This window comes from Streptomyces sp. NPDC003456, from assembly GCF_042878735.1.
Classification (GTDB): domain Bacteria; phylum Actinomycetota; class Actinomycetes; order Streptomycetales; family Streptomycetaceae; genus Streptomyces.
In genome coordinates this window covers 264,770-289,215 of the sequence record NZ_JBIAOK010000002.1, presented here as the reverse complement: position 1 = coordinate 289,215, position 24,446 = coordinate 264,770, and the positions used below count along the sequence as shown (strand labels likewise).

The following is a 24,446-nucleotide window of genomic DNA, read 5'->3' as shown; positions in this document are numbered from 1 at the left end:
GACGAGGCGCCGGCGCCGGGCCGTTGACAGCCTCACACGGTCTCCGGCCGTGCCGCCATCGGTGACCGCACCCATCTTCGGGTGGGGGCGACACCCATGCCGGGCGGATTCCCTGCCCTCACGCCTGCCGGGTCGCGGCGGAGGCCGACGCGGCCGGCGGTGGTGCCGGTCTCCCCCTCGCTGCCGTGCGACCAGGCACGACGGGGACCTTCTCGGGCGCTGCACCGGGGCCCGGGCACTCGGGCCCGGCACGTACGACGTGGCCGTCCCACGGCACCGTCACGTCAGTCCCTCAAAGGTCCCGCGCACCGCGCGGCTCGGCCCGGCGGAGGGGCGGGGACGCGGGCGGGCGGTCGGTGGAGGGAGGCCGGCGGCCCGGGGCCGTCGCCCCGTCCAGGAGGCGGCGGAAGGTGGGGCACTCGAGGTGGCTCGGCGCGGGGCAGGCGGCGGCATGGCGCAACGAGTCCCGCAGCGCGCCGAGTTCACGGATCCGCCCGTCCAGTTCGGCGGCCTTGGCGGTCAGCGCGTCCCGGTCGATCCGCGGCCTGCCGTCCGGCGCGAACATCCCGGCGATCTCGTCGAGGGAGAACCCGGCCGTCCTGCCCAGCGCTATCAGGGCCAGCCGCTCCAGCACCGACGGGTCGTACTGGCGGCGCAGCCCCCGGCGGCCGGCCGGGGTGATCAGTCCCTTGTCCTCGTAGAACCGCAGCGTCGAGGCGGGCACGGCGGCACGGCGCGCCACCTCCGCGATGTCCAGGTGCGTCATTGTCTTGACCTCAAGTCGGCTTGAAGTAGAACGCTGTCATCCCGGTTCCCCGACGGCAAGCAGAAGGAGAGACGCCCATGGACGCCTCGCACAAGGACCACGACGAACAGGCCGCCCGCTGGAACGGGCCGTCCGGTCATGCCTGGGTGGATCTGCAGCAGGTCCTGGACGGCATGTTCCGGCCGTTCGAGGAGTTGCTGGTGCGGGCCGTGTCGGAGGAGGGGGCGGCCCGGGTCCTCGACGTCGGCTGCGGAACCGGTGCCGTCACCCGGGCCGTCGCACGGCGGACCGGGCACTGCGTCGGGGCAGACATCTCGGCGCCGATGATCGCCGCAGCCCGGGAGCTCGCCGAACAGGAGGGCGTACCGGCGTCGTTCGTGCACGCCGACGTCCAGGAGCACGACTTCGGGACCGGTGTCTTCGACACCGTCGTCTCGCGCTTCGGCGTCATGTTCTTCCCCGATCCCGTCCGGGCGTTCACCCGCCTGCGCGGCGCCGTGCGGGACGGGGGCGGGCTGCGGCTGGTGGTGTGGCGGGGGCCCGAGGAGAACCCGTTCATGACGACGGCGGAACGGGCCGCGGCGCCGTTCGTCCCGGACCTGCCCGCCCGTCGGCCCGACCAGCCGGGGCAGTTCGCCTTCGCCGACCCCGACCGTGTGCGCGGCATCCTGCGGGAGAGCGGATGGTCCGACGTCGTCCTGCGGCCCGTCGATCCGGTCTGCGCCCTGCCCGAGAAGGACCTGCAGCGCTACGTCACCCGGCTCGGCCCGCTCGGCACGGTCCTGCCGCAGGCGGACGAGCGGACCCGCGCCGAGGTCGTCGACGCGGTCCGCCCCGCCTTCGAGCCCTTCGTGCAGGGCACCGAGGTCCGGTACACGGCGGCCTGCTGGGAGATCTCCGCGCGGGCCGGCGCGAATGTTTCGTGACGCCCACGGGCAGCGGGCCGGGGGTGAACTCGCCCTGCACGTCCTGGAGATCATGACCGCGCTGCTGCGCTCGTCGGCCGAGGGGCGCGTGGAGCTGACGACGTCCGCCGGGGCGCCGGCGCCGGTCCCGCTGACCGGGGCCCGCGTCTGGCGCGGCCGGGCCCCGGCCGGCGCGGCCTGAGGACCGTCAGTCCACGGGCCAGGTGTGCACGGGGGCGTTCATGTGCATGTAGTCCATGTACGTCCTGGTCATCTGCCGCAGCGCCTCGCGCCGGTCGGAGACGCCGGCCTTCTCCAGGTGGTGGACCGTCTCCGTCTGCCAGGTCGCGCCGTTGCGGCCGGTGACGCAGCGCTGCTCGATGATGCCCAGCAGCGGTTCGCGCCAGGGGGCGTCCATCCCGGCCAGTTCCAGCCCCCGGTGGGCGAGGGGCAGCAGACGCCGCAACACCAGTTCCGTCACGGGCACTTCGCCCACACCGGGCCAGTACAGGCGGGCGTCGATGCCGTCGCGGGCCGCGGTGTGCAGGTTCTCCTCGGCCACGGCGAAGGACATCCGCGTCCACACCGGCCGGTCCTCGTCGACCAGGGCCCGGGTCAGGCCGTAGTAGAAGGCGCCGTTGGCGATGATGTCGGCGACGGTGGGTCCGGCGGGCAGGACCCGGTTCTCGATGCGCAGGTGCGGACCGCTGTCGGTGACCGCGTAGATGGGCCGGTTCCAGCGGTAGATCGTGCCGTTGTGCAGGGTGAGTTCGCCCAGCTCGGGCACGCGCCCGCCGTCCAGCTCCTGCTGCGGGTCCTCGTCCTCGCACAGCGGCAGCAGGGCGGGGAAGTAGCGCACGTTCTCCTCGAAGAGGTCGAAGACGCTGGTGATCCACCGCTCCCCGAACCATACGCGGGGCCGGACGCCCTGGGCCTTGATCTCCTCGGGGCGGGTGTCGGTGGCCTGCTCGAAGAGGGGGATGCGGCTCTCGCGCCAGAGCTCCTTGCCGAACAGGTAGGGCGAGTTGGCCGCGAGGGCGACCTGCACCCCGGCGACGGCCTGCGCCGCGTTCCAGTAGTGCGGGAACTCCTTCGGCGCGACCTGGAGGTGGAACTGCGTGCTGGTGCAGGCGGCCTCGGGCGTGATGGTGTCGGCGTAGGTCGCGAGGCGTTCGACCCCGTCGACCTTGATCCGCAGGTCCTCGCCCCGCGCTGCGAAGATCTGCTCGTTGAGCAGCCGGTACCGGGGGTCGCCGGAGAGGGCCGCGCCGCTCACGTCCTGCTCCCCCAGGGTGGGCAGGATGCCGACCATGATCAGGTGGGCGCCCACGGCGGCGGCGCCGTCCTCGGCGTGGTTCAGCGCGTCCCGGATCTCCTGCTCCCAGGCGCCGGGGCCGCCGGCCGTCAGCTCCCGGGGCGGGATGTTGATCTCCAGGTTGAAGCGGCCCAGCTCGCTCGACCAGGCGGGGTCGGCGATCGACTGGAGCACGTCGGTGTTGCGCATCGCCGGGAGACCGTGGTCGTCGACGAGGTTCAGCTCGATCTCCAGCCCGACCTGGGGGCGCTCGCTCTCGAAGCCGGACTCGCGGAGCATCCGCGCCAGCACTTCGAGGTCGGTGTGCATCTTCTCCCGGTACCGACGGCGGTCCTCCCGTGTGAACACCAGGGCCGGCACGTCACGTCCCATCGCCCCTCCTGCCCTCCGGCGGTGGATGCTGTCAGGTCCCAGCGTCGCACCTTGTCCTCTCCCCCGCACCCACCTAGCCTGAGTTTGTGCCGCAAATAAACAAAGCCCCGCACAGTGCCGTGCCGGGCCACGACCACTCCCTCACCCGACTCCGGATCGCCCTCACCGTCTTCTTCGCCCTGGACGGCTTCGTCTTCGCGGGCTGGGTCGTCCGGATCCCCGCCATCAAGGAGCAGACGAACGCCTCCGCCAGCGCCCTCGGCCTCGCCCTGCTGGGCGTCTCGGCCGGCGCCGTCGTCACGATGACCCTCACCGGGCGCCTGTGCCGCCGGTACGGCAACCACCGGGTCACCGTCGTCTGCGCGGTCCTCCTCTCCCTCAGCGTCGCCCTCCCCCCGCTGACCGGGTCGGTCCTCGCGCTCGGACTGGTCCTGCTGCTCTTCGGCGCCGCGTACGGCAGCATCAACGTCGCCTTCAACAGCGCGGCCGTGGACCTGGTGGCCGCACTGCTACGGCCGATCATGCCGACCTTCCACGCGGCCTTCAGCCTGGGCGGCATGCTCGGCGCGGGCCTGGGCGGGCTGGTCGCCGGCTTCCTCAGCCCGACCCGGCACCTGCTGCTCCTCACCGCCGTCGGCCTGCTGGTGACGGCCGCGGCGGGCCCCGCCCTCCTGCGGCACGAGCCCCCGGTACCGCCCGGGCGCGAGCGGGCCCGGGGCAGCGCCCCGCGCCGGCTGGACGGCCGCACCCGGGCCCTGGTCCTCGTCTTCGGCCTGATCGCCGGCTGCACCGCGTACGGCGAGGGCGCCCTGGCCGACTGGGGCGCCCTGCACCTGGAGCAGGACCTGGACGCCTCCTCCGGGACGGCCGCCCTCGGCTACTCCTGCTTCGCGCTCGCCATGACCGTGGGCCGGCTGACCGGCACCATCCTGCTGGAGCGGCTGGGGCAGACCCGGACCGTCGTGGCCGGCGGCACCACCGCGGCCGCCGGGATGCTGCTGGGCTCCCTCGCGCCCTCCCTGTGGGCGGCCCTGCTCGGCTACGCGGTCACGGGCATCGGCCTGGCCAACCTCTTCCCCGTCGCGGTGGAGCGGGCAGGCGCGCTGGCCGGGCCCAGCGGCGTCGCCACGGCCTCCACCCTGGGCTACGGCGGCATGCTGCTCGGTCCGCCGGCCATCGGTTTCATGGCCGACTGGTTCACCCTGCCCACCGCGCTGACCAGCGTCGCGGTGCTGGCGGCGGTGGCGGCGGCGGTCGGGGCGCTGGTGGGGAGGAGGACGCGCAGGCCCGGTGACCGGCCCGGGACGCCGGCCCCGGACGGCGTCCGCGAGCCCGAGCCGCCCGGGGAGTCCCGGACGCCGTCACGCTGAGGACGCGGTCGAGCCAGGGGGTCTCGCCTCGCGGGTGCAGGTCGCGGGGGTCCTCACCGCCGTTCGGGTGAATGCCCTCCCGGCCGCGAAGTCCGTCGCGGCCGGCGGGTCGGATCGCGCGGATCCTGGGTACCCGTGGCTCGGCCCACATGATCACCGGGCCGTATGCCGCGGACCAGGAGGAAGACCCGTGACCGAACAGCACCACCCCGGCGAGCAGCACCCGAACCCGGAGTTCCCCTCCCAGGACCAGCCGCACCCGGGCTGGACGGGGCCCATGGACCCACCGCCGGACCACGGTGAGGAGTCCTACCGCGGCAGCGGCAAGCTGGAGGGCCGCAAGGCCGTGATCACCGGCGGTGACTCCGGCATCGGCCGCGCGGTCGCCCTGGCCTTCGCCCGCGAGGGAGCCGACGTGCTCTTCACCTACCTCGACGACGAGAAGGACGACGCCGCCGAGACCGTCCGGCTCGTGGAGTCGGCCGGACGGCGCGCCGTGGCCGTCTCGTGCGACATCCGCGAGGAGGACAACTGCCGGGCGCTCATCGACAGCGCCGTGCAGGAGTTCGGGCGGATCGACGTCCTGGTGAACAACGCGGCCTACCAGATGTCCCAGCCCGACGGCATCGAGGCGATCTCCACCGAGCAGTTCGACCGGGTGATGCGCACCAACCTGTACGGCATGTTCTGGCTGTGCAAGCTGGCCGTGCCGCACATCCCGGAGGGCGGCAGCATCATCAACTCCACGTCGGTGCAGGCGTACAAGCCCAGTCCCCACCTGCTGGACTACGCGACGACCAAGGGCGCGATCGTCACCTTCACGCAGGGACTCGCGCAGATGCTCATCGAGCGCGGCATCCGCGTCAACGCGGTCGCGCCGGGCCCGGTGTGGACGCCTCTGATCCCGGCGACCATGCCGGACACGCAGGAGTTCGGCAAGCAGGCGCCGATCGGGCGCCCCGCGCAGCCGGCCGAGATGGCTCCGGCCTACGTCTTCCTGGCCTCGCAGGACGCCTCGTACATCACCGCCGAGATCGTCAACGCGACGGGCGGTACGCCACTGCCGTAACGGCCCGGCCCCGCGGCCGCCGCCGCGGCGGTACGCCTCCTGCGCCTCAGCCGTTCGCCAGCATCCGGGCCAGCACCGCGCGCTGCACGGGAAGAACCTCCCCGTGCAGCGCGCGCCCCTTTGCGGTGAGCGAGACCTGGACGCCCCTGCGGTCCTCGGGGCACATGCAGCGCTCGACGAGGCCCTCCCTCTCCAGCCGGGCGATCAGTCGCGACAGCGCGCTCTGGCTGAGGTGGACCCGTTCGGAGATCTCCTGCACGCGGAAGGCGGACGCGCTCTTCGCCGGGCGGCGTCCGGCGAGGACGTCGAGCACCTCGAAGTCGCTGGCGCACAAGCCGTGGTCGTGCAGCGCGCGATCGAGTGCGCACTGCGTCCGCGCGTGCAGCGCCAGCATGTCCCGCCACTGCTCCACGAGCGTCTGCTCGGCCCCGGTCACCGCCATGCGCGGCACCGTAACAGAGGATCCGTTTTGTTGCATCCGAATTAAATGCGTTTGCATCTCATGCATGCGCATGTAGTGTCTCGGGCATGACCTCTCCGCTCATCTCCCCCACGTCCGAGGGACGGTGGACTCCCCGGCTCTGGGGCACCCTGCTCGTGCTCTGCGCCGCGATGTTCCTGGACGCCCTCGACGTGTCCATGGTCGGCGTGGCGCTGCCGTCCATCGGCGCCGACCTCGGCCTGTCGACCTCGGCGCTGCAGTGGATCGTCAGCGGCTACATCCTGGGCTACGGCGGCCTGCTGCTCCTCGGCGGCCGCGCGGCCGACCTGCTGGGCCGGCGCCGGGTCTTCCTGGTGGCCCTGGGCGTGTTCGCGCTCGCCTCGCTCCTCGGCGGGCTCGTCGACTCCGGTCCGCTGCTCATCGCCAGCCGGTTCGTCAAGGGCCTCAGCGCCGCCTTCACCGCCCCCGCCGGGCTGTCGATCATCACCACGACGTTCCCCGAGGGGCCGCTGCGCAACCGGGCGCTGGCCATCTACACGACCTGCGGCGCCACCGGCTACTCGATGGGCCTGGTCTTCTCCGGCCTGCTCACCGAGGCCAGTTGGCGGCTCACCATGCTGCTGCCCGCTCCCGTCGCGCTGATCGCCCTGGTCGCCGGCCTGAAGCTGCTGCCGCGCACCGCTCGGGAGCGCGGCCGGGGCGGCTACGACATCCCCGGTGCCGTGCTCGGCACCGCCTCGATGCTGCTGCTGGTCTTCACCGTGGTGGAGGCGCCCGAGGTGGGCTGGGGCTCGGCCCGCACCGTCGTCTCCTTCGCGGCCGTCGCCGTCCTGCTGGCCGCCTTCGTGGCGGTCGAACGGCGCAGCGCGAGCCCGCTGGTGCGGCTCGGCGTGCTCCGCTCGGGGCCGCAGGTGCGGGCGCAACTGGGCGCGTTGACGTTCGTCGGCAGCTACATCGGCTTCCAGTTCCTGGTCACGCTGTACATGCAGCAGGTGCTCGGCTGGTCCGCGCTGCACACGGCCCTGGCGTTCCTGCCGGCCGGCGCGCTGGTGGCCCTGTCCGCGACGAAGGTCGGCGCCGTCATCGACCGGTTCGGCACGGCCCGGCTGATCGTGGCCGGCTTCGCCCTGATGGTCACCGGTTACGTCCTGTTCCTGCGCATCGACCTCGACCCGGTCTACGCGGCGGTGATCCTGCCGACGATGCTGCTGGTCGGCTCCGGCTTCGCCCTGACCTTCCCGTCCCTCAACGTCCAGGCCACCAACGGTGTCGACGAGCACGAGCAGGGCATGGTCTCGGGGCTGCTCAACACCTCGGTCCAGGTGGGCGGGGCGATCTTCCTCGCCGTGGTGACGGCGGTGGTGACGGCCAACTCCCCGGCGCCCGGCGACGCCTCGCCGCAGGCCGTCCTCGACAGCTACCGGCCCGGGCTGGTGGTCGTCGCGGTGATCGCCCTGGCCGGGCTGCTGATCACCCTCACGGGCCTGCGGCCCCGGCGGAACCGTCAGGCCGCAGCGGCGTCCGTCGTGGTCGCCAAGTCCACCCCGAGGGAGGCGGAGCGCGTCGCCGTGCGCGACTAGCGCGACCGGGGGGAACGCCTCCGCGGTGTGCCCGGCGGCTGCCTTGCCCGCCGGGCACACCCCTGTTTGACTCGCCGTATGACCGCACACGGGGGACGGCGCAGCCAGGCCGAGCGTGACGCGATGACCGTCGAGATCGGCTACGCGCTGTGCAGCGCGGCCTTCGCGGCCGCCGTGGTGTTCGGGGCGGTGGCGGGGCCTGCGCTGCTCTTCGCCCTGCCGCACACGGCCGCACTGCTCCTGCTGCGGGCCGGCATGGTGCTCGCGCCGGTGCTGTTCGTCTGGCGGGTGGTCAGTGTGCTGCTCCGGTTCCGGGCGTCGGCTCAGCCCAGCCAGCCCGGCCGTACGAGCCCCGACTCGTAGGCGAGGACCACCAGTTGGGCCCGGTCGCGGGCGCCCAGCTTGACCATGGTGCGGCTGACGTGGGTCTTGGCGGTGAGCGGGCTGACGACCAGCCGCCGGGCGATCTCCTCGTTGGACAGGCCGATCCCGACCAGCGCCATCACCTCCCGTTCCCGCTCGGTGAGCCGGCCCAGGGCACCGGCCGCGGCGGGCTCCTTGGACCGGGCCGCGAACTCGGCGATCAGCCGCCGCGTCACGCCCGGCGACAGCAGGGCGTCGCCCGCCACCACCGCCCGCACCGCGCGCAGCAGTTCGTCCGGTTCGGTGTCCTTCACGAGGAACCCGGAGGCGCCCGAGCGGATCGCCTCGAAGACGTACTCGTCGAGCTCGAACGTGGTGAGCATGACGATCCTGACGTCGGTCAAACCCGGGTCCCCGGTGATCTCCCGGGTCGCCGCCAGACCGTCCAGCACCGGCATGCGGATGTCCATCAGGACGACGTCGGGCCGCAGTTCGCCGACCCGGCGCACTGCCTCCGCCCCGTCTGCCGCCTCTCCGGCCACCTCGATGTCCGGCTGCGCGTCGAGCAGCGCCCCGAACCCCGCCCGGACCAGGGACTGGTCGTCGGCGAGCAGTACGCGGATCACCGGTCCTCCCGAGGTCGTCGCGCGCCGGGGCGCCCGTGCGGGGTCCCGCCCGCCTCTCCGGCAGCGGAGCCGGCCGTCAGGGGCAGCACGGCGCGCACCCGGAACCCCCCGTCCGGGCGGGGCCCCGCCTCGATGGTGCCACCCAGGGCGGCGGCCCGCTCCCGCATCCCGGCCAGCCCGTTGCCGCTGCCGCCCTCGTCGGAACCGGTGGCCGGCCCGTCGTCGTCCACCCGCAGCCGCAGCGCCGCCGCGTCGTGCGCCAGGTGCACGCGCGCGTGCCGGGATCCCGAGTGCCGCACCACGTTGGTCAGCGCCTCCTGGACGATGCGGAAGGCGGCCAGGTCCGTGCCGGGCGCGAGCCGGGGCGGCGCGCCCTCGACCTCGACCGTGAGGCCGGCGCTCGCGGCCTGCTCCACCAGTTCCGGCAACCGGTCCAGGCCCGGCGCCGGCGTACGCGGCGCGTCCCCCGGGGCCCGCAGTGTGTCCAGCACCTGGCGCACCTCGCCGAGCGCCTCCTTGCTCTTGGCCTTGATCGTGGTGAGCGCGGTCCGGGCCTGCTCCGGGTCGCTGTCCAGGAGGGCCAGGCCCATCCCCGCCTGAACGTTGATCACGGAGATGCTGTGGGCGAGCACGTCGTGCAGCTCCCGGGCGATCCGCAGCCGCTCCGCGTCGGCCCTGCGCCGCGCGGCCCCGGCCCGCTCGGCTCGCTCCCGGGCCCACTGCTCCCGGCGGACCCGCGCCAGCTCCGCCACGGACGCGATCGCCACCACCCACGTGGCGACGACGATCTCCTCGCTCCAGGAGGCGGCGGAGTCCCCCGCGGGCGGCAGCCACCGGTACAGCCAGTGCGCCAGCAGGACGTGCCCCGCCCACAGCGTCCCCATCGCGGCCCACGCCGCCGCGCGGTGCCCGGCGACGACCGCGCTGAAGCACGCCACGGCGACGGTCAGGAACACCGGCCCGTACGGGTATCCACCGCCCAGGTAGAGCATGACGACCGCCGCCGTGCCGAACACCACCGCCACCGGGTGGCGCTTGCGCCACAGCAACAGCCCTCCGGCCACGAGCAGCAGCAGCCGGGCGTAGAGATCCAGGTCAGCCCGCTCCCCGTGCTGTGCGCGGCCGGCGAAGGCCGAACCCGCCAGGACGAAGACGGCCACGACCAGCGTCGACCGCCAGGGCCACCGCGGCCCCCGCTCCTCCTGCCGGTCCCACCAGGCGGGGCCGTACCGCCACCACTGCGGCGGGCCGCCCCGCCCGCGCTGCTCGTCCATACCGGCCACGCTAGACGCCCGCCGCGGACCCCGGCGTCCGCTGAACGCGGTGATCACGCGTACTTCCCGGGGAGTAGCCTGTGCCCCGCCGGCCGTGCGGCATACGGGGCGCGGGGCGCGGTCAGCGGGGTGCCGGCCCCCGCTGCGGATACACCAGCCCGACCCCGTGGGCCAGTTGGCCCGCCGCATGACGGAAGAAGGCCTCGCGGTCCTCCACCACCCGGTGGAACTGCCCGAACAGCTCGAATCCGACGAGCCCGTACAACTGCGCCCAGGCCGCGACGAGCACCGTGACGACCTCGGGGGGAAGGTCCGGCGCGAGGTCGGCGGCCATGCGCTCGGCCTCCGGGCGCAGTTCGGCCGGCAGGGCGGGCCGGGCCAGGCCGAGCCCTTGGTGGGCGTCGCGGACGATGCCGATGAGCAGCAGGCCGACCCGGGCCGCCGCCGGAACGGTGGTCTCGGGCGCCTTGTAGCCGGGGACGGGAGTGCCGTAGATCAGGGCGTACTCGTGCGGGTGGGCCAACGCCCAGCCGCGCACCGCCTCGCACACCGCGATCCAGCGCTGCCGGGGGCCGGTGTCCGCCACCGCGGCGTGAGCCGCCTCGGCCGCCTCGCCCAGGGAGTCGTAGGCGTCGATGATGAGGGCGGTGAGGAGGTCGTCGCGACTGGGGAAGTAGCGGTACAGCGCGGAGGAGACCATGCCGAGTTCGCGGGCCACGGCGCGCAGGGACAGACGAGCGGCGCCTTCGGCCGCGAGCTGTCTGCGGGCCTCGTCCTTGATGGCCGCCGTGACTTCGATCCTGGCCCGGGCCCGGGCGCCCTGTGTGCTGCTCATGCGAGAAGAGTCTGCCATGGAACGAGAGCGGTGCACACAATGGAGAGCACTGCTCGAAAAAGAGAGCACTGCTCTTGCTAACGACCCCGACGTGCAGCAGACTGGCTGACAGCTAAAGAGAGCAGTGCTCACAAACCAGAGCGGCGCTCACCAACGACAGACCGCCGCTCGCAGAGAAGAGCAGTGCTCACAGTCGAGAGCACACCCACCTCACGCCACGCCCGACCCACTCAACGCCAACTCGCCGAGTCGCTGAGTCGCCGGTCGACAACTCGACACCTCGACACCTCGCCACCAACTCACCACTCAAGGGGCACCCATGTCCGCACACGTCAAGAAGCCCGGCTGGTTCACGGTCAACGTCCTCAACCGCTTCGTCGCCTGGCTGACCCGGCGCGGTGTCAGCGTCTGGGGCTCGCGCGTCCTCGCCGTGCGGGGTCGCAAGAGCGGCCAGTGGCGCACCACCCCCGTCAACCTGCTGGTCCTGGACGGCAGGCAGTACCTCGTCGCGCCCCGGGGCCATGTCCAGTGGACGCACAACATGCGGGCCGCGGGCGGCGGCGAACTGCACCTCGGCAAGCACGTGGAGGCCTTCTCCGCCGCCGAGGTGGCCGACGACGACAAGGCCCCGATCCTGCGGGCCTACCTCAAGCGCTGGAAGGCGGAGGTCGGGGTGTTCTTCGACGGCGTCGGCCCGGACTCACCGGACGACCAGCTGCGCCGCATCGCTCCCGACCACCCGGTCTTCCACATCACTCCGACGCGCTGACCTCGGTCCCGGTGCCCGTCCCGGACCCGGCCCCCGCCCCCGCTCCCGTCCCGGCAGCGGCTCCCGCCCCGGCCCCGCCACCGGCCGCGGGACGGCGGTCCATCGCGGACAGGGCGCGCTGGGCCAGCGGATGCGTACGCACGAGTTCGCCCAGCGAGGTCGACCCCCGCGTGATGTCCCGGAACGCGTTCCATGCCGGGCGGAAGCCCGTCAGGACGGCGTGGAACAGCCCGGGGCGGCGTTCGAACACCGTCAGCATCCGCTTGCCGACGCTCATCTCGACGCCGAGCCCCGCCTTGATCGCGAAGGCGTAGTTGAGGGCCTGGCGCCGGGTGTCGACGGCGTCGTGCGCCTCGGCGATCCGCACCGCCCACTCCCCCGCCAGCCGCCCCGAGCGCAGGGCGAACGAGATGCCCTCGCGGGTCCACGGCTCGAGCAGCCCGGCGGCGTCGCCGCACACCAGCACCCGGCCGCGCGACAGGGGCGAGTCGTCGGCTCGGCAGCGGGTCAGGTGGCCGGAGGAGATGCTCGGTTCGAAGCCGGCGAGCCCCAGCCGTCCGATGAACTCCTCCAAGTACCGCTTGGTCGCGGCCCCTTCACCACGCGCCGAGATGACCCCCACCGTGAGGGTGTCGCCCTTGGGGAAGACCCAGCCGTAACTGCCGGGCATGGGGCCCCAGTCGATGAGGACGCGGCCCTTCCAGTCCTCGGCGACGGTCTCCGGCACCGGGATCTCCGCCTCCAGGCCGAGGTCCACCTGGGCCAGCTTGACGCCCACGTGCGCCCCTATGCGGCTGGCGCTGCCGTCGGCGCCGACGACCGCGTGGGCCAGCAGGACCTCGCCGCCCTGCAGGACGACGGCGACCGTACGCCGGTCCGGGACGGCGCTGCCGTGCTGCTCGACGCGCTGGACGGTGACCCCCGTGCGCAGCTCGGCGCCCGCCTTCTGGGCGTGTTCGACCAGCTGCTGGTCGAACTCGGGCCGGTTGATCAGCCCGAACAGCATGCGCTTGGAGCGGCGGGTGCGGGTGAAGCGGCCGTTGTGGGAGAAGGTCACCGCGTGCACGCGGTCCCGCAACGGCAGCTCGAAGCCGGGCGGCAGGGCGTCGCGCGAGGGGCCGATGATGCCGCCGCCGCAGGTCTTGTACCGCGGCAGCTCGGCCTTTTCCAGCAACAGCACACGTCTGCCGGCCACCGCCGCCGCGTACGCGGCCGAAGCGCCCGCGGGTCCCGCGCCCACCACGACGACGTCCCACACCTGCTGCACGTCGTCCGCCGAAGAGTTCTCGCTGCTCACGATGGTCTACTGCTCCCGATCAAGCCGCCTGCCGCTGTCTCCCGCATCCTACGGCGGCGGTCACCGCAGGCCGCTGTGGGAGGATCGGCGCTGTGGGTGCCCCTTACACGGGGACGCGCCCGCACCGCACGATCACCGCGTACCGAGACGTACGCATCCGTACAACGTCGCACCCACGAGGAGCGTGCCCATGTCGCCGAATCCGGTCGCCGAGACCGTCGCCTCTTTGATGCCCAGGGCGAAGGAGGAGCTCGCCGAACTGGTGGCCTTCCGGTCGGTGGCGGACTTCGACCAATTCCCGCGCCGAGAGAGCGAGGGCGCCGCCCGCTGGGTCGCGGACGCGCTGACCGCCGAGGGCTTCCAGGACGTGGCCCTGCTCGACACTCCCGACGGCACCCAGTCGGTCTACGGCTACCTGCCCGGCCCGGAGGGCGCCAGGACCGTCCTGCTGTACGCCCACTACGACGTGCAGCCGCCGCTGGACGAGGCGGCCTGGACGACCCCGCCCTTCGAGCTGACCGAGCGGGACGGGCGCTGGTACGGGCGCGGCGCCGCCGACTGCAAGGGCGGCGTGATCATGCACCTGCTGGCCCTGCGCGCACTGAAGGCCGACGGCGGGATCCCCGTGCACGTGAAGGTGATCGCCGAGGGCTCCGAGGAGATGGGCACGGGCGGCCTGGAGCGCTACGCGGAGCAGCACCCGGAACTGCTGGAGGCGGACAGCGTCGTCATCGGCGACGCGGGCAACTTCCGGGTCGGCCTGCCGACCGTGACCGCGACGCTGCGCGGCATGACCATGGTCCGCGTGCAGATCGACACGCTCGCCGGCAACCTGCACTCGGGCCAGTTCGGCGGTGCCGCGCCCGACGCGCTGGCCGCGCTGATCCGGGTGCTGGACTCCTTGCGCGCGGAGGACGGTTCGACGGCCGTCGAGGGGCTCGCCCCGGGCGCGGCCTGGGAGGGGCTGGAGTACGCGGAGGAGCAGTTCCGCCAGGACGCCAAGGTGCTGGACGGGGTGGAGCTGATCGGGTCCGGGACGGTCGCCGACCGCATCTGGGCGCGTCCGGCCGTCACCGTCATCGGCATCGACTGCCCGCCGGTCGTCGGGGCCACCCCGTCCGTGCAGGCCAGTGCCCGCGCGCTGATCAGCCTGCGCGTGCCGCCGGGGACGGACGCGGGCGAGGCGACCAAGCTGCTCCAGGCGCACCTGGAGGCGCACACGCCGTGGGGGGCGCGGGTGAGCGTCGAACAGGTCGGTGAGGGGCAGCCGTTCCGGGCCGACACCGCGAGCCCCGCGTACCAGGCGATGGCGGCGGCGATGGCGGTGGCGTACCCGGGCCAGGAGATGCAGTACGCGGGGCAGGGCGGGTCCATCCCGCTGTGCAACACGCTGGCCGGGCTGTATCCGCGGGCGGAGATCCTGCTCATCGGGTTGAGCGAGCCGGAGGCGCAGATCCACGCGGTCGACGAGAGCGTGTCCCCCGACGAGCTGGAGCGGCTGTCGGTGGCGGAGGCGCTGTTCCTGCGCAACTACGCGGCGAGCTGACCGCCCCGCTCCCGCACGGCGGTCGACCGCCTCATTCCGCACGGCGGTCGACCGCCTCATTCCGCCCGGCGAGTCGACCTTCCGTTCCTTCGCGGCGAGTCGACCTCCCGTTTCTTCGCGGCGAGTTGACCGCCCCGTTCCTGCACGGCAAGTCGACCGCTCTGCTCCTGAGAGAAGGCCCCCGTCAGCGGACGGGGGCCTTCTCTTCGGTCGCCGCGGGAGCGTCCCCGGCCGCCTACTCGGCCGGAGGCTGCCGGCCGCGGTCCCTGACCGACTTCTCGACGATGCGCGCACACTCGGTGAACACCTTCACCTGATCCGGCGTCAGGTCCTTCACGGAGATCCGCTCCAGCGAGCGCCACATCTCGGCGATGGGCTCTTCGAGGGCACGGCCGGCGTCGGTGAGGCGGACCACCATGACCCGCCGGTCGTGAGGAGCCGGCTCGCGGGTGAGCAGCCCCGCCTCCTGCATGCGCCGCAGGGACTTGGAGACGGTGGAGTGGTCGAGGCCTGCCCGTTCCAGCAGTTCGGCCTGGGTCCGGCCGTCGTGGTCGAAGAGCTGCATCAGCAGCAGTTCCTGCCCTGGATGCAGGTTCATGGCGCGCAGCATGGCGGCGGCGTGGGCGCGGTGGGCGCGGGCGAGTTGGAAGATGGCGTAGCTCAACGGTCCCTCGGCCGCCGCACCGGGCAGCTCCGACGAGGTGGTGTCTGACATGGCTGCTCCTTCAGGGCACGGGCGGTGCGGGTCGGATCAGTGGACGGTGAGGACGATCTTCCCTCGGTTGTGCCCCGCGTCGCTGGCCCACTGGGCATCGGCCGCTTCGGCGAGCGGGTAGGCGGCGCTGATCGTGGTGACCAGTGTGCCGTCGGCGGCCTGCCGGGCGAGTTCGCCGAGGCGGGCGGCGGAGCGGCGCTGGGGGCCTTCGGCGAAGACGACGCCGAGTTCGGCGGCGCGGAAGTCGGCGGTGGTGACGATCCGGTCGGTGCCGCCGCGCAGGGTGATGGAGTCCTCCAGCGCGCCCTTGCCCGCGGCGTCGAAGACGGCGTCCACCCCTTCGGGGGCGACGGCGCGCACCCGCTCGACCAGGTTGTCCCCGTAGACCAGCGCGGTCGCGCCGAGTGAGGTGACGTACTCCTGGTTGGCCGGTCCGGCGGTGCCGATGACGCGGGCGCCGCGGGCGACGGCCAACTGGACGGCGATGGTGCCGAGCGCACCGGATGCGCCGTGGATCAGCAGCGTCTCACCGGAGGTGACGTCGAGCAGGTCCAGGACCCGTTCGGCGCCGTCGGTGGCGACCGGCAGGGCGGCGGCGTGCTTCCAGTCCAGGCCGGACGGCTTGGGCGCCAGGACGGCCGCGGACGCCAGGGCGTACTGCGCGTAGGAGCCGGTGTCGGACCAGCCGAGCACCTCGTCCCCCACGTGCAGGTGGTCGACGCCCTCGCCCACGGCGTCGACCACACCGGCGATCTCTCCCCCGGGCACGGCGGGCAGCGTGGTGGGGAAGACGGCCTCCATGCCGCCGGACCGGATCTTGCCGTCGACCGGGTTGACGCCGACGGCCCGGACCCGCACCCGGACCTGGCCGGGGCCGGGCCGGGGAGTGTCGATCTCCGCCTCGTGCAGGACGTCGGTGCCGCCGAACGTGTCGAAAACGATGGCCTTCATGGCCGCTCTCCTCTGGTGGGAAGCTGCCGACCCATTCTGTGGCCGACCACATAAACGTAGCACCATTTATGTGGCTAGCCAAGTAATCGAGGGGCGGTGGGACACGGAAGTGACGAGCACCGGCATTCCCACGGCTGCGTCAGAGGAGCTGCGCCAGGGTGTCGGCTCCCCAACTCGCCCTCTGTCAAGGCGAGTTCAGGCGCGGACATCCCTCGTGCCGCTGCCGCGGGCAGGAATGGCCGCGGCAGGGTCCTGTGCCGTCTCGCCTGCTTCGGTGAGGGCTCGCCGCCCGAGCCTGCCGCCCATCAACAGCATCGCCGTGGCGGCCAGGACGCAGTCCCCGCTGATGGTCCGCCGGTCCGCTCGGCGGGTGGACCGGTCCCGGAGGGGACCGTCGAGCGGCGGGGCCGCAACCGGCTCGCACGACAGCGAGGCGACCGTACCGGCACGTGCGGCCCCGCATTCGCGACGACCAGGGCCGCGTCCCGGGCGAGGACCCGCCGGCTGCGCTCGCGCTCCGCCCGGATGTGAGGGGCGTCAGCCGACCGGGACCCCGGCCTCCAGGTAGAACGCCGCTCCGCGTTCCCGAGCCCGCAGCGCCCACCGCAGCCGCTCGTAGCGCACGGGCGGCAGCAGGCCGGCGGCCTCCTCCTCGGTGACGAAGCGCCAGTCGCGCAGCTCCGGGCCGGGCAGCAGCAGCCGGGCGGCATCGGCGGAGTCGAGGACCCCGCCGTCGAACAGCAGCCGCAGACCGCCGTAGCCGGGCGGCTGCGGGCGTTCCCAGTCGACGACGAGCAGACCGGGCGCCTCGTCGAGGCGGATGCCGGTCTCCTCGGCGACCTCCCGCATCCCGGCCCGGGCCGGCGCCTCGCCGGGTTCGACGACTCCGCCGGGGAACTCCCAGCCGGCCTTGTACGTCGGGTCGACGAGCAGCACGCGGTCGCGCTCGTCGAACAGGAGGACCCCGGCGGCGAGGGTCTCGGCGGTGGGCTCGGGCGTCTGCACGATGTCGCACAGGGGCGCCGCACCGCTGGTGACCGCCTCCGCTATCCGGGCCGCGGCCTGGCGCGGGGTGAGGTGGCTGGTGTCGACCGGATGGGCGTCGGCGGTGAGCCAGGAGGCGAGGGCGGCCCGGTAGGGCTCGATGTGGTCGAAGGACCACTGGCGTATGCGCTCCTCGCCGTCGGGGAGGCCCGGTGGTATCTCGCGTCCGGCTATACGCTCGCGCAGTATCGTTTCGGCCGGGGCGAGCAGGATGTGGCTGACGGCGATCCTGCGGGCGGCCAGACCACCGAAGATCTCGTCCCGGTACTCCTGGCGCAGCAGGGTCATGGGGACCACCAGGGTCCCGCCGAGCTCGGCGAGCATCGCGGCCGCCGTGTCGATCACGAGCCGCCGCCAGATCGGCAGCTCCTGGAAGTCGCCGGCCTCGGCGAGGTGTTTGGGCGGCAGCAGGAACCGCAGCGCTCCGCCGATGACCTCGGGGTCGAAGAGCGTGCTGTTCGGGATCAGTTCGATCAGTTCCTGTGCGGTGGTGGTCTTCCCCGCACCGAACGCGCCGTTGATCCAGACGACGGTCACAGGTCCCCCTCTTCTGTTGGCCCCCTGAGGCTTGCCCGCTCCACCCTGCCACGGAAACCAGCCCCAGTTGAGGGCGCATGACGACGGCGCCGGCGCCCCGCGGTACGGGGGCGCCGGCGCCGTGGGCCGGTGGGCGGCTCGTCAGCCCTTCTTGTTCACCTGGTTCCCGTCCTCGCGGTCCAGGGACAGGCTGTCCTTGGCGACGACGGTGTCGTCGAGGGTCTTGAGGGCCTTGTCCACGTTCAGGTTGCCGAGGCCGTCCCCGAGCGCGTGCGACGGGGTGACCGCCGCGACGACGAAGCCGGTGGCGAGGGAGGCGATGGCGAGCATGCTGCGCTTCTTCATGCCCGGAACAACGCCCCGACCCGGTGCGGGGTCACGCAGCCGCCCGCGGCCGGGGGAACCACGGCCCCGGTCTCAGCCGCCGCCCCAGGCGTCCGGTCCCCCGCCGCGCCACTCGATCAGCCCCGACGCCGCCACGTACGTCTCGTCGGCGTCCTCGATGCCCGCCCGGCGGAGGAACTCGGCGATGTCCAGCAGCCCGTAGGCGATACCGAGGAACTGGTCGTCCACCCGCACCCGCCGGCCGTTGTCCGCGGCGGGCGGGTAGACCACGACGGGTTTCGCGGAAGCCATGCCACCAGGTTCGGCGGGAACGGCCCGCGGCGCCCCCCGGAGGGGGCCGTTCGACCGACCCACGCGAGCGGCCCCGGCGGGAGCACGCTTCGCACGGGCCGATCCGGCAGGCAGACCACCGGGCGGAGACCGACCCCCGGCAGGGCACACCCACCGTGTGGCCGGTCCACCGGATGCCGGCCCGCCGGATGCCCGCCCGCTCGACACCGGCCCACCGGAGGGCGCCGCCGAGCCCCCTCAGCCGCCCACGTACTCCGCGAGGTGCTGCCCGGTCAGGGTGGAGCGGGCCTCGACCAGGTCGGCCGGGGTGCCCTCGAAGACGATCCGGCCTCCGTCGTGTCCGGCCCCGGGACCCAGGTCGACGATCCAGTCGGCGTGGGCCATCACGGCCTGGTGGTGCTCGATGACGATGACCGACTTGCCGGAGTCGACCAGCCGGTCGAGCAGGCCCAGCAGCTGCTCCACGTCCGCGAGGTGCAGGCCGGTGGTCGGCTCGTCCAGGACGTAGACGCCGCCCTTGTCGGCCATGTGCGTGGCCAGCTTCAGCCGCTGCCGCTCGCCGCCCGAGAGCGTGGTGAGCGGCTGGCCGAGCGTCAGGTAGCCGAGCCCGACGTCGGCGAGCCGCTCCAGGATCCGGTGCGCGGCCGGGGTGCGGGCCTCGCCGGCGGCGAAGAACTCCTCGGCCTCGGACACCGGCATCGCCAGCACCTCGCTGATGTCCCGGCCGCCGAGGTGGTACTCCAGCACCGACGCCTGGAACCGCTTGCCCTCGCAGTCCTCGCACGGTGTGTCGACGCCGGCCATCATGCCGAGGTCCACGTAAACGACCCCGGCCCCGTTGCAGGTGGGGCAGGCGCCCTCGGAGTTGGCGCTGAACAGGGCCGGCTTCACACCGTTGACCTTGGCGAACGCCTTGCGGATCGGGTCGAGCAGCCCCGTGTAGGTGGCGGGGTTGCTGCGCCGCGAGCCCTTGATCGGACTCTGGTCGACGGCGATCACACCGGCGTCGGCGGGCATCGAGCCGTGCAGGAGCGAGCTCTTGCCGGAGCCGGCGACACCCGTGACGACCGTGAGCACGCCCAGCGGGACGTCGACGTCGACGTCCTGGAGGTTGTTGGCCGAGGCCCCGCGGATCTCCAGGGCGCCGGTGGGCTTGCGGACGCTGTCCTTGATCCTGGCCCGGTCGCCGAGGTGCCGCCCGGTGACGGTGTCGGCGGAGCGCAGGCCCTCGACCGTGCCCTCGAAGCAGACCGTGCCGCCCGCCGTGCCGGCGCCGGGACCGAGGTCCACGACGTGGTCGGCGATCTCGATGGCCTCCGGCTTGTGCTCCACGACGAGCACCGTGTTGCCCTTGTCGCGCAGGCGCAGCAGCAGGTTGTTCATCCGCTGGATGTCGTGCGGGTGCAGGCCGACGGTGGGCTCGTCGAAGACGTAGGTGACGTCGGTGAGGGAGGAGCCCAGGTGCCGGATCATCTTCACGCGCTGGGCCTCGCCACCGGAGAGGGTGCCCGCGGGCCGGTCGAGCGCGAGATAGCCGAGGCCGATCTCCACGAACGAGTCGAGCGTCCCCTGCAGCGCGGTGAGCAGCGGTGCCACCGACGGCTCGTCCAGCTGCCGCACCCACTCGGCCAGGTCGCGGATCTCCATGGCGCAGGCGTCGGCGATGGAGACCTCGCCGATCCTCGAGTTCCGGGCGCCCTCGCTGAGCCGGGTCCCGCCGCACTCGGGGCAGGCGGTGAAGGTGACCGCCCGCTCCACGAAGGCGCGGATGTGCGGCTGCATCGCCTCCTTGTCCTTGGACAGGAAGGACTTCTGGATCTTGGGGATCAGGCCCTCGTAGGTGAGGTTGACGCCGTTGACCTTGACCTTGGTCGGCTCCCCGTAGAGGAAGGCCTGCATCTCCTTCTTGGTGAACCGCCGGATCGGCTTGTCCGGGTCGAGGAAGCCGGACTGGGCGTACAGGTCGACGGTCCAGACGTTGTCCGACTTCCATCCGGGGATGGTGAAGGCGCCCTCGGAGATCGACTTCGAGTCGTCGTAGAGCTGGGTGAGGTCGATGTCGGAGACCTTGCCGCGGCCCTCGCAGCGGGTGCACATGCCGCCGGTCCGCGAGAACGTCGCCTTGACGGTCTTGGTCTTCTCCGCGCCGCGCTCGACGCGGATGCCGCCGGACGCGCTGACGGAGGCGGTGTTGAAGGAGTACGCGCTCGGGGGGCCGATGTGCGGCTCGGCGAGGCGGCTGAAGAGGATGCGCAGCATGGCGTTGGCGTCGGTGGCGGTGCCGACGGTGGAGCGGGGGTCGCCGCCCATGCGCTGCTGGTCGACGGCGATGGCGGTGGTCAGCCCGTCGAGCACGTCGACCTCGGGGCGCGCCCGGTTGGGCATGAAGCCCTGCAGGAACGCGCTGTAGGTCTCGTTGATCAGCCGCTGCGACTCGGCCGCGATCGTGTCGAACACCAGCGAGCTCTTGCCCGAGCCCGAGACACCGGTGAACACCGTCAGCCGCCGCTTGGGGATCTCGATGCTGACGTCCTTGAGGTTGTTCTCCCGTGCGCCGTGCACGCGGATCACGTCATGGCTGTCGGCGACGTGCGGCTCGGGCGGCTGTCCGTCCGCCGTCCTGGCCTTGCTCATGGTGTCTCCATCTGTCGGGCGGGCCTGCCGCGCTCGGACGATCTCGTCCCCCGCGCCGGGCCGTCGGGCCCGGGGCGGGGTGCGCGCTCCCGTGGTGGCACGGGGGCACGGTGGGAGGTGTGCGGGGGGCAGCTACTGCGGCTTCAGCTGCTGGATGCGGACCATGTTGCCCGCGGGATCGCGGAAGGCGCAGTCGCGGACGCCGTACGGCTGGTCCACCGGCTCCTGCACGACCTCGGCGTCGCCGGCCTGCAGCCGCTCGAAAACACCGTCGACGTCGGTGGTGGCCAGGACGATGCTGCCGTAGGTCCCCTTGGCCATCATCTCGGCGACGGTGCGGCGCTCCTCCTCGGTGACGCCGGGGTCGGCGGCCGGGGGGTGCAGCACGATGTTGGTGTCGGGCCGGCCGGCGGGGCCGACCGTGATCCAGCGCATGCCGCCGTAGCCGACGTCGTTGCGCACGTCGAAGCCGAGGGTGTCCCGGTAGAACGCCAGGGAGGCGTCGGGGTCGTCGTGCGGGAGGAAGCTGGCGTGAATGGTGAGGTCCATGGCCCTCACGCTAGTTTCGGCCCGCGGCGGGCGCTTCTCGATTTCTGACCGGTCTGGTGACCTGCTTGGCCACGCACGACGGGATGCCCGCGGTGGCGCGTGCGGCCTCGCGCCGGTAGGCGCTGGGCGGCATGCCGACCAGTTCCGTGAAGCGGGTGCTGAAGGTGCCGAGCGAGGAGCAGCCGACCTCGAAGCACACCTCGGTGACGCTGAGGTCGCCGCGGCGCAGCAGCGCCATCGCCCGCTCGATGCGCCGGGTCATCAGGTAGCTGTACGGGGATTCCCCGTACGCCTGCCGGAACGCGCGGCTGAGGTGCCCGGCCGACATGTGCACGCCCCGGGCCAGCGCCTCCACGTCCAGGGGCTGCGCGTACTCCCGGTCGATCCGGTCCTTGACCCGGCGCAGCCGGGCGAGGTCGCGCAGGCGCTGCTCCGGGACGGGTCTGCTGCTGCTCACACGCGCGATCGTGCCACATCGCACGGACATGCGGTCGATTTTCGGGACGGCCCCCCTCGTCTCCCCCGCCTCGTGGTCGGGGCGGGAGCGAGGAGCCCTCCGCCTCGCGAGCGGTGCCGGTGTCAGGGTCGGTGCCGGTGCCGGTGCCGGTGCCGGTGCCTGAACGTTCCTGCCCGGTGTCAGACCCCCGCGCCCGCCGTGTCCGTCCGCTTGGCCAGGGCCGCCGCCGCGGCCCCCACCAGCCCCGCGTCGGTGCCCGTCTGGGCGGGCGCGACGGTCAGGTTCCGGACGAAGGACAGGGTGGCGTAGGCACGCAGGGCCTTGCGCAGCGGGGCGAAGAGGACGTCGCCCGCCTTGCCCACGCCCCCGCCGATCACCGCGACGTCGATCTCCACCAGGGTGGCCGTGGCCGCGATCCCCGCCGCGAGGGCCTGCGCGGCCCGCTCGAAGGACGCCACGGCGACCGGGTCGCCGGACCGGGCGGCGGCGGCCACCGCGGCGGCGGAGGTGTCCCCGTCGGGGCCGGGCCGCCAGCCGTTCTCCAGGGCGCGCCGGGCGATGTTCGGGCCGCTCGCGATGCGCTCCACGCAGCCGCGCGATCCGCACGGGCACGGATCGCCGTCGAGGTCGACACTGATGTGCCCGATGTGCCCGGCGTTCCCGGTGGGCCCCGCGTGCAGCCGCCCGCCGAGCACCAGACCGCCGCCGACACCCGTGGAGACCACCATGCACAGCGCGTTGTCGTGACCGCGCGCCGCGCCCTGCCAGTGCTCGGCGGCCGTGATCGCCACACCGTCGCCGATCAGCTCCACCGGCAGGTTCCCGGTGGCGGCGCGGACCCGGGAGACGAGCGGGTAGGCGCGCCATCCGGGCACGTTCACCGGGCTCACCGTGCCCGCCGCGGCGTCCACGGGTCCGGCGCTGCCGATCCCGACCGCCGTCGCACGACCCCACAGCGGTGAGAGGCAGAGTTCGCCGAGCACCCCTTCCACGGCCCGCATCACGGTGTCCCCGTCCTCGCGGGCGGGCGTCGGCCGCTGGGCGCGGACCAGGATCCGGCCGCCGCCGTCCACGAGTGCCCCGGCGATCTTGGTGCCGCCGATGTCGAGCGCGGCCACTAGGTCGGTGTGCATCAGTGTCGGATCTCCCCGTTGAGCATGTGAAAAATGCCGAGAACAGCCATCGAGCAGGGCAAACCGTGTGCCGGCACCGCAGTGGGGGACGGGCCGGAGATTGCGGTGGACAGTCTCTCCCGAGGCTGACAACGTTGTCCAGGCTCTATGCTCGACGCCACATCCTCATACAAAACCCCGGACCTACGCACCCCGTGGACGACAGGACAGGACACCGCACCGTGCCCCAGACCCACCTCCGATCCGCCACGCGCTACGGAAACCGTCCGACCATGAAGGACGTGGCCGCCCGCGCCGGGGTCGGCCTCAAGACGGTCTCCAGGGTCGTGAACGGGGAGCCCGGCGTCACGCCGGAGACGGAGCGGCGGGTCCAGGAGGCGATCGACGCCCTCGGCTTCCGCCGCAACGACAGCGCGCGGGTGCTGCGCAAGGGCCGCACCGCCAGCATCGGGCTGGTCCTTGAGGACCTCGCCGACCCGTTCTACGGGCCGCTGAGCCGGGCCGTGGAGGAGGTCGCCCGGGCGCACGGGGCGCTGCTGATCAACGGCTCCAGCGCCGAGGACCCGGACCGGGAGCAGGAGCTGGTGCTGGCCCTGTGCGCTCGGCGGGTGGACGGGCTGGTGGTGATCCCCGCCGGGGACGACCACCGGTACCTGGAACCGGAGCTCAAGGCCGGCGTGGCCACGGTGTTCGTGGACCGCCCGGCCGGGCACATCGACGCCGACGTGGTGCTGTCGGACAACTTCGGCGGCGCCCGCGACGGGGTCGCCCACCTGATCGCCCACGGCCACCGCCGGATCGGCTTCATCGGCGACATGCCGCGCATCCACACGGCCGCGGAGCGCCTGCGCGGCTACCGGGCCGCGATGGAGGACGCGGGCATACCGGTGGCGGACTCCTGGATGTCCCTCGGGGTCACCGGCCCGGAGCGGGTGCGCAGGGCCGCCGAGGAGATGCTGGCCGGCCCGGATCCGGTCACCGCGATATTCGCCGGCAACAACCGCGTGACGGTCACCGTGATCCGGGTGCTCGCCGCGCACGCCCGCCGCGTGGCCCTCGTCGGTTTCGACGACATCGAGCTCGCCGACCTGCTCCAGCCGGGCGTGACGGTCGTCGCCCAGGACGCCGCCGCCATCGGCCGCACCGCCGCGGAACGCCTCTTCCGGCAGCTCGACGGTTCCCCGGCGGCGCCCGCGCGCATCGAGCTGCCCACCCGTCTGATCACCCGCGGCTCGGGCGAGCTGCCTCCGGCGGACTGAGC

Annotated in this window: 24 protein-coding genes and 1 pseudogene; 9 read left to right on the top strand and 16 right to left on the bottom strand. The window is 73.1% G+C overall.

What is annotated here, in order from left to right; genetic code table 11:
* Positions 1-292: 292 nt before the first annotated feature.
* Positions 293-766 carry a helix-turn-helix domain-containing protein gene (locus tag ACFYWG_RS06895; protein ID WP_385414624.1) on the bottom strand — a complete coding sequence of 158 codons (474 nt, stop codon included), beginning with the start codon at positions 764-766 and terminating at the stop codon, positions 293-295.
* Between the two features lie 77 nt (positions 767-843).
* Between ACFYWG_RS06895 and ACFYWG_RS06890 the strand changes: the two genes are divergently transcribed.
* Both ACFYWG_RS06890 and ACFYWG_RS06885 read left to right on the top strand, forming a co-directional pair.
* Positions 844-1,692: a class I SAM-dependent methyltransferase gene (locus ACFYWG_RS06890; RefSeq protein ID WP_389199766.1), complete on the top strand. Its 849-nt coding sequence runs from the start codon at positions 844-846 to the stop codon at positions 1,690-1,692.
* A 13-nt stretch (positions 1,693-1,705) separates the two neighbouring features.
* Positions 1,706-1,873 (top strand): annotated as a pseudogene (locus ACFYWG_RS06885) (gfo/Idh/MocA family oxidoreductase); the annotation flags it as partial.
* A gap of 6 nt (positions 1,874-1,879) precedes the next feature.
* Here the strand turns inward: ACFYWG_RS06885 and ACFYWG_RS06880 are convergent.
* Positions 1,880-3,358 (bottom strand): glutamate--cysteine ligase, encoded by a 1,479-nt coding sequence (locus ACFYWG_RS06880; RefSeq protein WP_376334221.1) that lies wholly within the window; start codon positions 3,356-3,358, stop codon positions 1,880-1,882.
* A 119-nt stretch (positions 3,359-3,477) separates the two neighbouring features.
* Here ACFYWG_RS06880 and ACFYWG_RS06875 point away from each other — a divergent pair, with 119 nt between their 5' ends.
* The gene (locus ACFYWG_RS06875; protein ID WP_389199764.1) at positions 3,478-4,728 is read left to right on the top strand and encodes an MFS transporter; all 1,251 of its coding nucleotides are present in this window, start codon (positions 3,478-3,480) and stop codon (positions 4,726-4,728) included.
* A gap of 190 nt (positions 4,729-4,918) precedes the next feature.
* Complete coding sequence (locus ACFYWG_RS06870; protein WP_389199762.1) at positions 4,919-5,797, top strand: SDR family oxidoreductase; 879 nt, start codon at positions 4,919-4,921, stop codon at positions 5,795-5,797.
* 46 nt (positions 5,798-5,843) lie between these two features.
* On the opposite strand, the gene ACFYWG_RS06865 is transcribed toward ACFYWG_RS06870, so the two are convergent.
* Entirely contained in the window at positions 5,844-6,239 is a 396-nt protein-coding gene (locus tag ACFYWG_RS06865; protein ID WP_383509412.1) for a MarR family winged helix-turn-helix transcriptional regulator, read from the bottom strand.
* Positions 6,240-6,325: 86 nt separating this feature from the next.
* Between ACFYWG_RS06865 and ACFYWG_RS06860 the strand changes: the two genes are divergently transcribed.
* Positions 6,326-7,819 carry an MFS transporter gene (locus ACFYWG_RS06860; RefSeq protein WP_383509409.1) on the top strand — a complete coding sequence of 498 codons (1,494 nt, stop codon included), beginning with the start codon at positions 6,326-6,328 and terminating at the stop codon, positions 7,817-7,819.
* 78 nt (positions 7,820-7,897) lie between these two features.
* On the top strand, positions 7,898-8,182 hold the full coding sequence (locus ACFYWG_RS06855) for a DUF6332 family protein (protein ID WP_385414637.1): 285 nt from the start codon (positions 7,898-7,900) through the stop codon (positions 8,180-8,182).
* Here ACFYWG_RS06855 and ACFYWG_RS06850 read toward each other — a convergent pair.
* The 3 genes from ACFYWG_RS06850 to ACFYWG_RS06840 all read right to left on the bottom strand — a co-directional run bounded on the left by ACFYWG_RS06850 (position 8,143) and on the right by ACFYWG_RS06840 (position 10,917).
* Positions 8,143-8,808 carry a response regulator gene (locus tag ACFYWG_RS06850; protein WP_383511606.1) on the bottom strand — a complete coding sequence of 222 codons (666 nt, stop codon included), beginning with the start codon at positions 8,806-8,808 and terminating at the stop codon, positions 8,143-8,145. The genes ACFYWG_RS06855 and ACFYWG_RS06850 overlap by 40 nt on opposite strands.
* Positions 8,805-10,082 (bottom strand): sensor histidine kinase, encoded by a 1,278-nt coding sequence (locus tag ACFYWG_RS06845; RefSeq protein WP_389199758.1) that lies wholly within the window; start codon positions 10,080-10,082, stop codon positions 8,805-8,807. The genes ACFYWG_RS06850 and ACFYWG_RS06845 overlap by 4 nt, the downstream gene beginning before the upstream one ends.
* Positions 10,083-10,203: 121 nt before the next feature.
* Positions 10,204-10,917, bottom strand: coding sequence for a TetR/AcrR family transcriptional regulator (locus ACFYWG_RS06840; RefSeq protein WP_376334209.1), 714 nt, complete (start codon positions 10,915-10,917; stop codon positions 10,204-10,206).
* 319 nt (positions 10,918-11,236) lie between these two features.
* On the opposite strand from ACFYWG_RS06840, the gene ACFYWG_RS06835 reads away from it, so the two are divergent.
* Entirely contained in the window at positions 11,237-11,686 is a 450-nt protein-coding gene (locus ACFYWG_RS06835; protein WP_383511612.1) for a nitroreductase family deazaflavin-dependent oxidoreductase, read from the top strand.
* Here ACFYWG_RS06835 and ACFYWG_RS06830 read toward each other — a convergent pair.
* Positions 11,670-12,983 carry a geranylgeranyl reductase family protein gene (locus ACFYWG_RS06830; protein ID WP_376334205.1) on the bottom strand — a complete coding sequence of 438 codons (1,314 nt, stop codon included), beginning with the start codon at positions 12,981-12,983 and terminating at the stop codon, positions 11,670-11,672. The genes ACFYWG_RS06835 and ACFYWG_RS06830 overlap by 17 nt on opposite strands.
* 190 nt (positions 12,984-13,173) lie before the next feature.
* On the opposite strand from ACFYWG_RS06830, the gene ACFYWG_RS06825 reads away from it, so the two are divergent.
* Complete coding sequence (locus tag ACFYWG_RS06825) at positions 13,174-14,529, top strand: dipeptidase (protein WP_389199755.1); 1,356 nt, start codon at positions 13,174-13,176, stop codon at positions 14,527-14,529.
* A gap of 235 nt (positions 14,530-14,764) precedes the next feature.
* Here ACFYWG_RS06825 and ACFYWG_RS06820 read toward each other — a convergent pair whose 3' ends face one another.
* The 9 genes from ACFYWG_RS06820 to ACFYWG_RS06780 all read right to left on the bottom strand — a co-directional run bounded on the left by ACFYWG_RS06820 (position 14,765) and on the right by ACFYWG_RS06780 (position 23,185).
* The gene (locus ACFYWG_RS06820; RefSeq protein ID WP_376334201.1) at positions 14,765-15,244 is read right to left on the bottom strand and encodes a MarR family winged helix-turn-helix transcriptional regulator; all 480 of its coding nucleotides are present in this window, start codon (positions 15,242-15,244) and stop codon (positions 14,765-14,767) included.
* Positions 15,245-15,280: 36 nt separating this feature from the next.
* Positions 15,281-16,195, bottom strand: a complete 915-nt coding sequence (locus ACFYWG_RS06815) for an NADP-dependent oxidoreductase (protein WP_389199753.1) — start codon at positions 16,193-16,195, stop codon at positions 15,281-15,283.
* Between the two features lie 537 nt (positions 16,196-16,732).
* Positions 16,733-17,776 (bottom strand): NUDIX domain-containing protein, encoded by a 1,044-nt coding sequence (locus ACFYWG_RS06810; RefSeq protein ID WP_385414657.1) that lies wholly within the window; start codon positions 17,774-17,776, stop codon positions 16,733-16,735.
* Positions 17,777-17,917: 141 nt separating this feature from the next.
* Positions 17,918-18,121 (bottom strand): hypothetical protein, encoded by a 204-nt coding sequence (locus ACFYWG_RS06805; RefSeq protein WP_376334195.1) that lies wholly within the window; start codon positions 18,119-18,121, stop codon positions 17,918-17,920.
* Positions 18,122-18,193: 72 nt separating this feature from the next.
* The gene (locus tag ACFYWG_RS06800) at positions 18,194-18,412 is read right to left on the bottom strand and encodes a hypothetical protein (protein WP_376334193.1); all 219 of its coding nucleotides are present in this window, start codon (positions 18,410-18,412) and stop codon (positions 18,194-18,196) included.
* 237 nt (positions 18,413-18,649) lie between these two features.
* A complete protein-coding gene (locus tag ACFYWG_RS06795; RefSeq protein ID WP_389199750.1) occupies positions 18,650-21,046 on the bottom strand; it encodes an ATP-binding cassette domain-containing protein in 2,397 nt (798 codons plus the stop codon).
* A 132-nt stretch (positions 21,047-21,178) separates the two neighbouring features.
* Positions 21,179-21,595, bottom strand: a complete 417-nt coding sequence (locus ACFYWG_RS06790; protein ID WP_383511069.1) for a VOC family protein — start codon at positions 21,593-21,595, stop codon at positions 21,179-21,181.
* Positions 21,596-21,605: 10 nt separating this feature from the next.
* Positions 21,606-22,082 (bottom strand): helix-turn-helix transcriptional regulator, encoded by a 477-nt coding sequence (locus ACFYWG_RS06785; protein WP_389199748.1) that lies wholly within the window; start codon positions 22,080-22,082, stop codon positions 21,606-21,608.
* A 149-nt stretch (positions 22,083-22,231) separates the two neighbouring features.
* On the bottom strand, positions 22,232-23,185 hold the full coding sequence (locus ACFYWG_RS06780; protein WP_385414663.1) for an ROK family protein: 954 nt from the start codon (positions 23,183-23,185) through the stop codon (positions 22,232-22,234).
* Positions 23,186-23,379: 194 nt separating this feature from the next.
* Between ACFYWG_RS06780 and ACFYWG_RS06775 the strand changes: the two genes are divergently transcribed.
* Positions 23,380-24,444, top strand: a complete 1,065-nt coding sequence (locus ACFYWG_RS06775) for a LacI family DNA-binding transcriptional regulator (RefSeq protein WP_389199746.1) — start codon at positions 23,380-23,382, stop codon at positions 24,442-24,444.
* Positions 24,445-24,446: the final 2 nt, after the last annotated feature.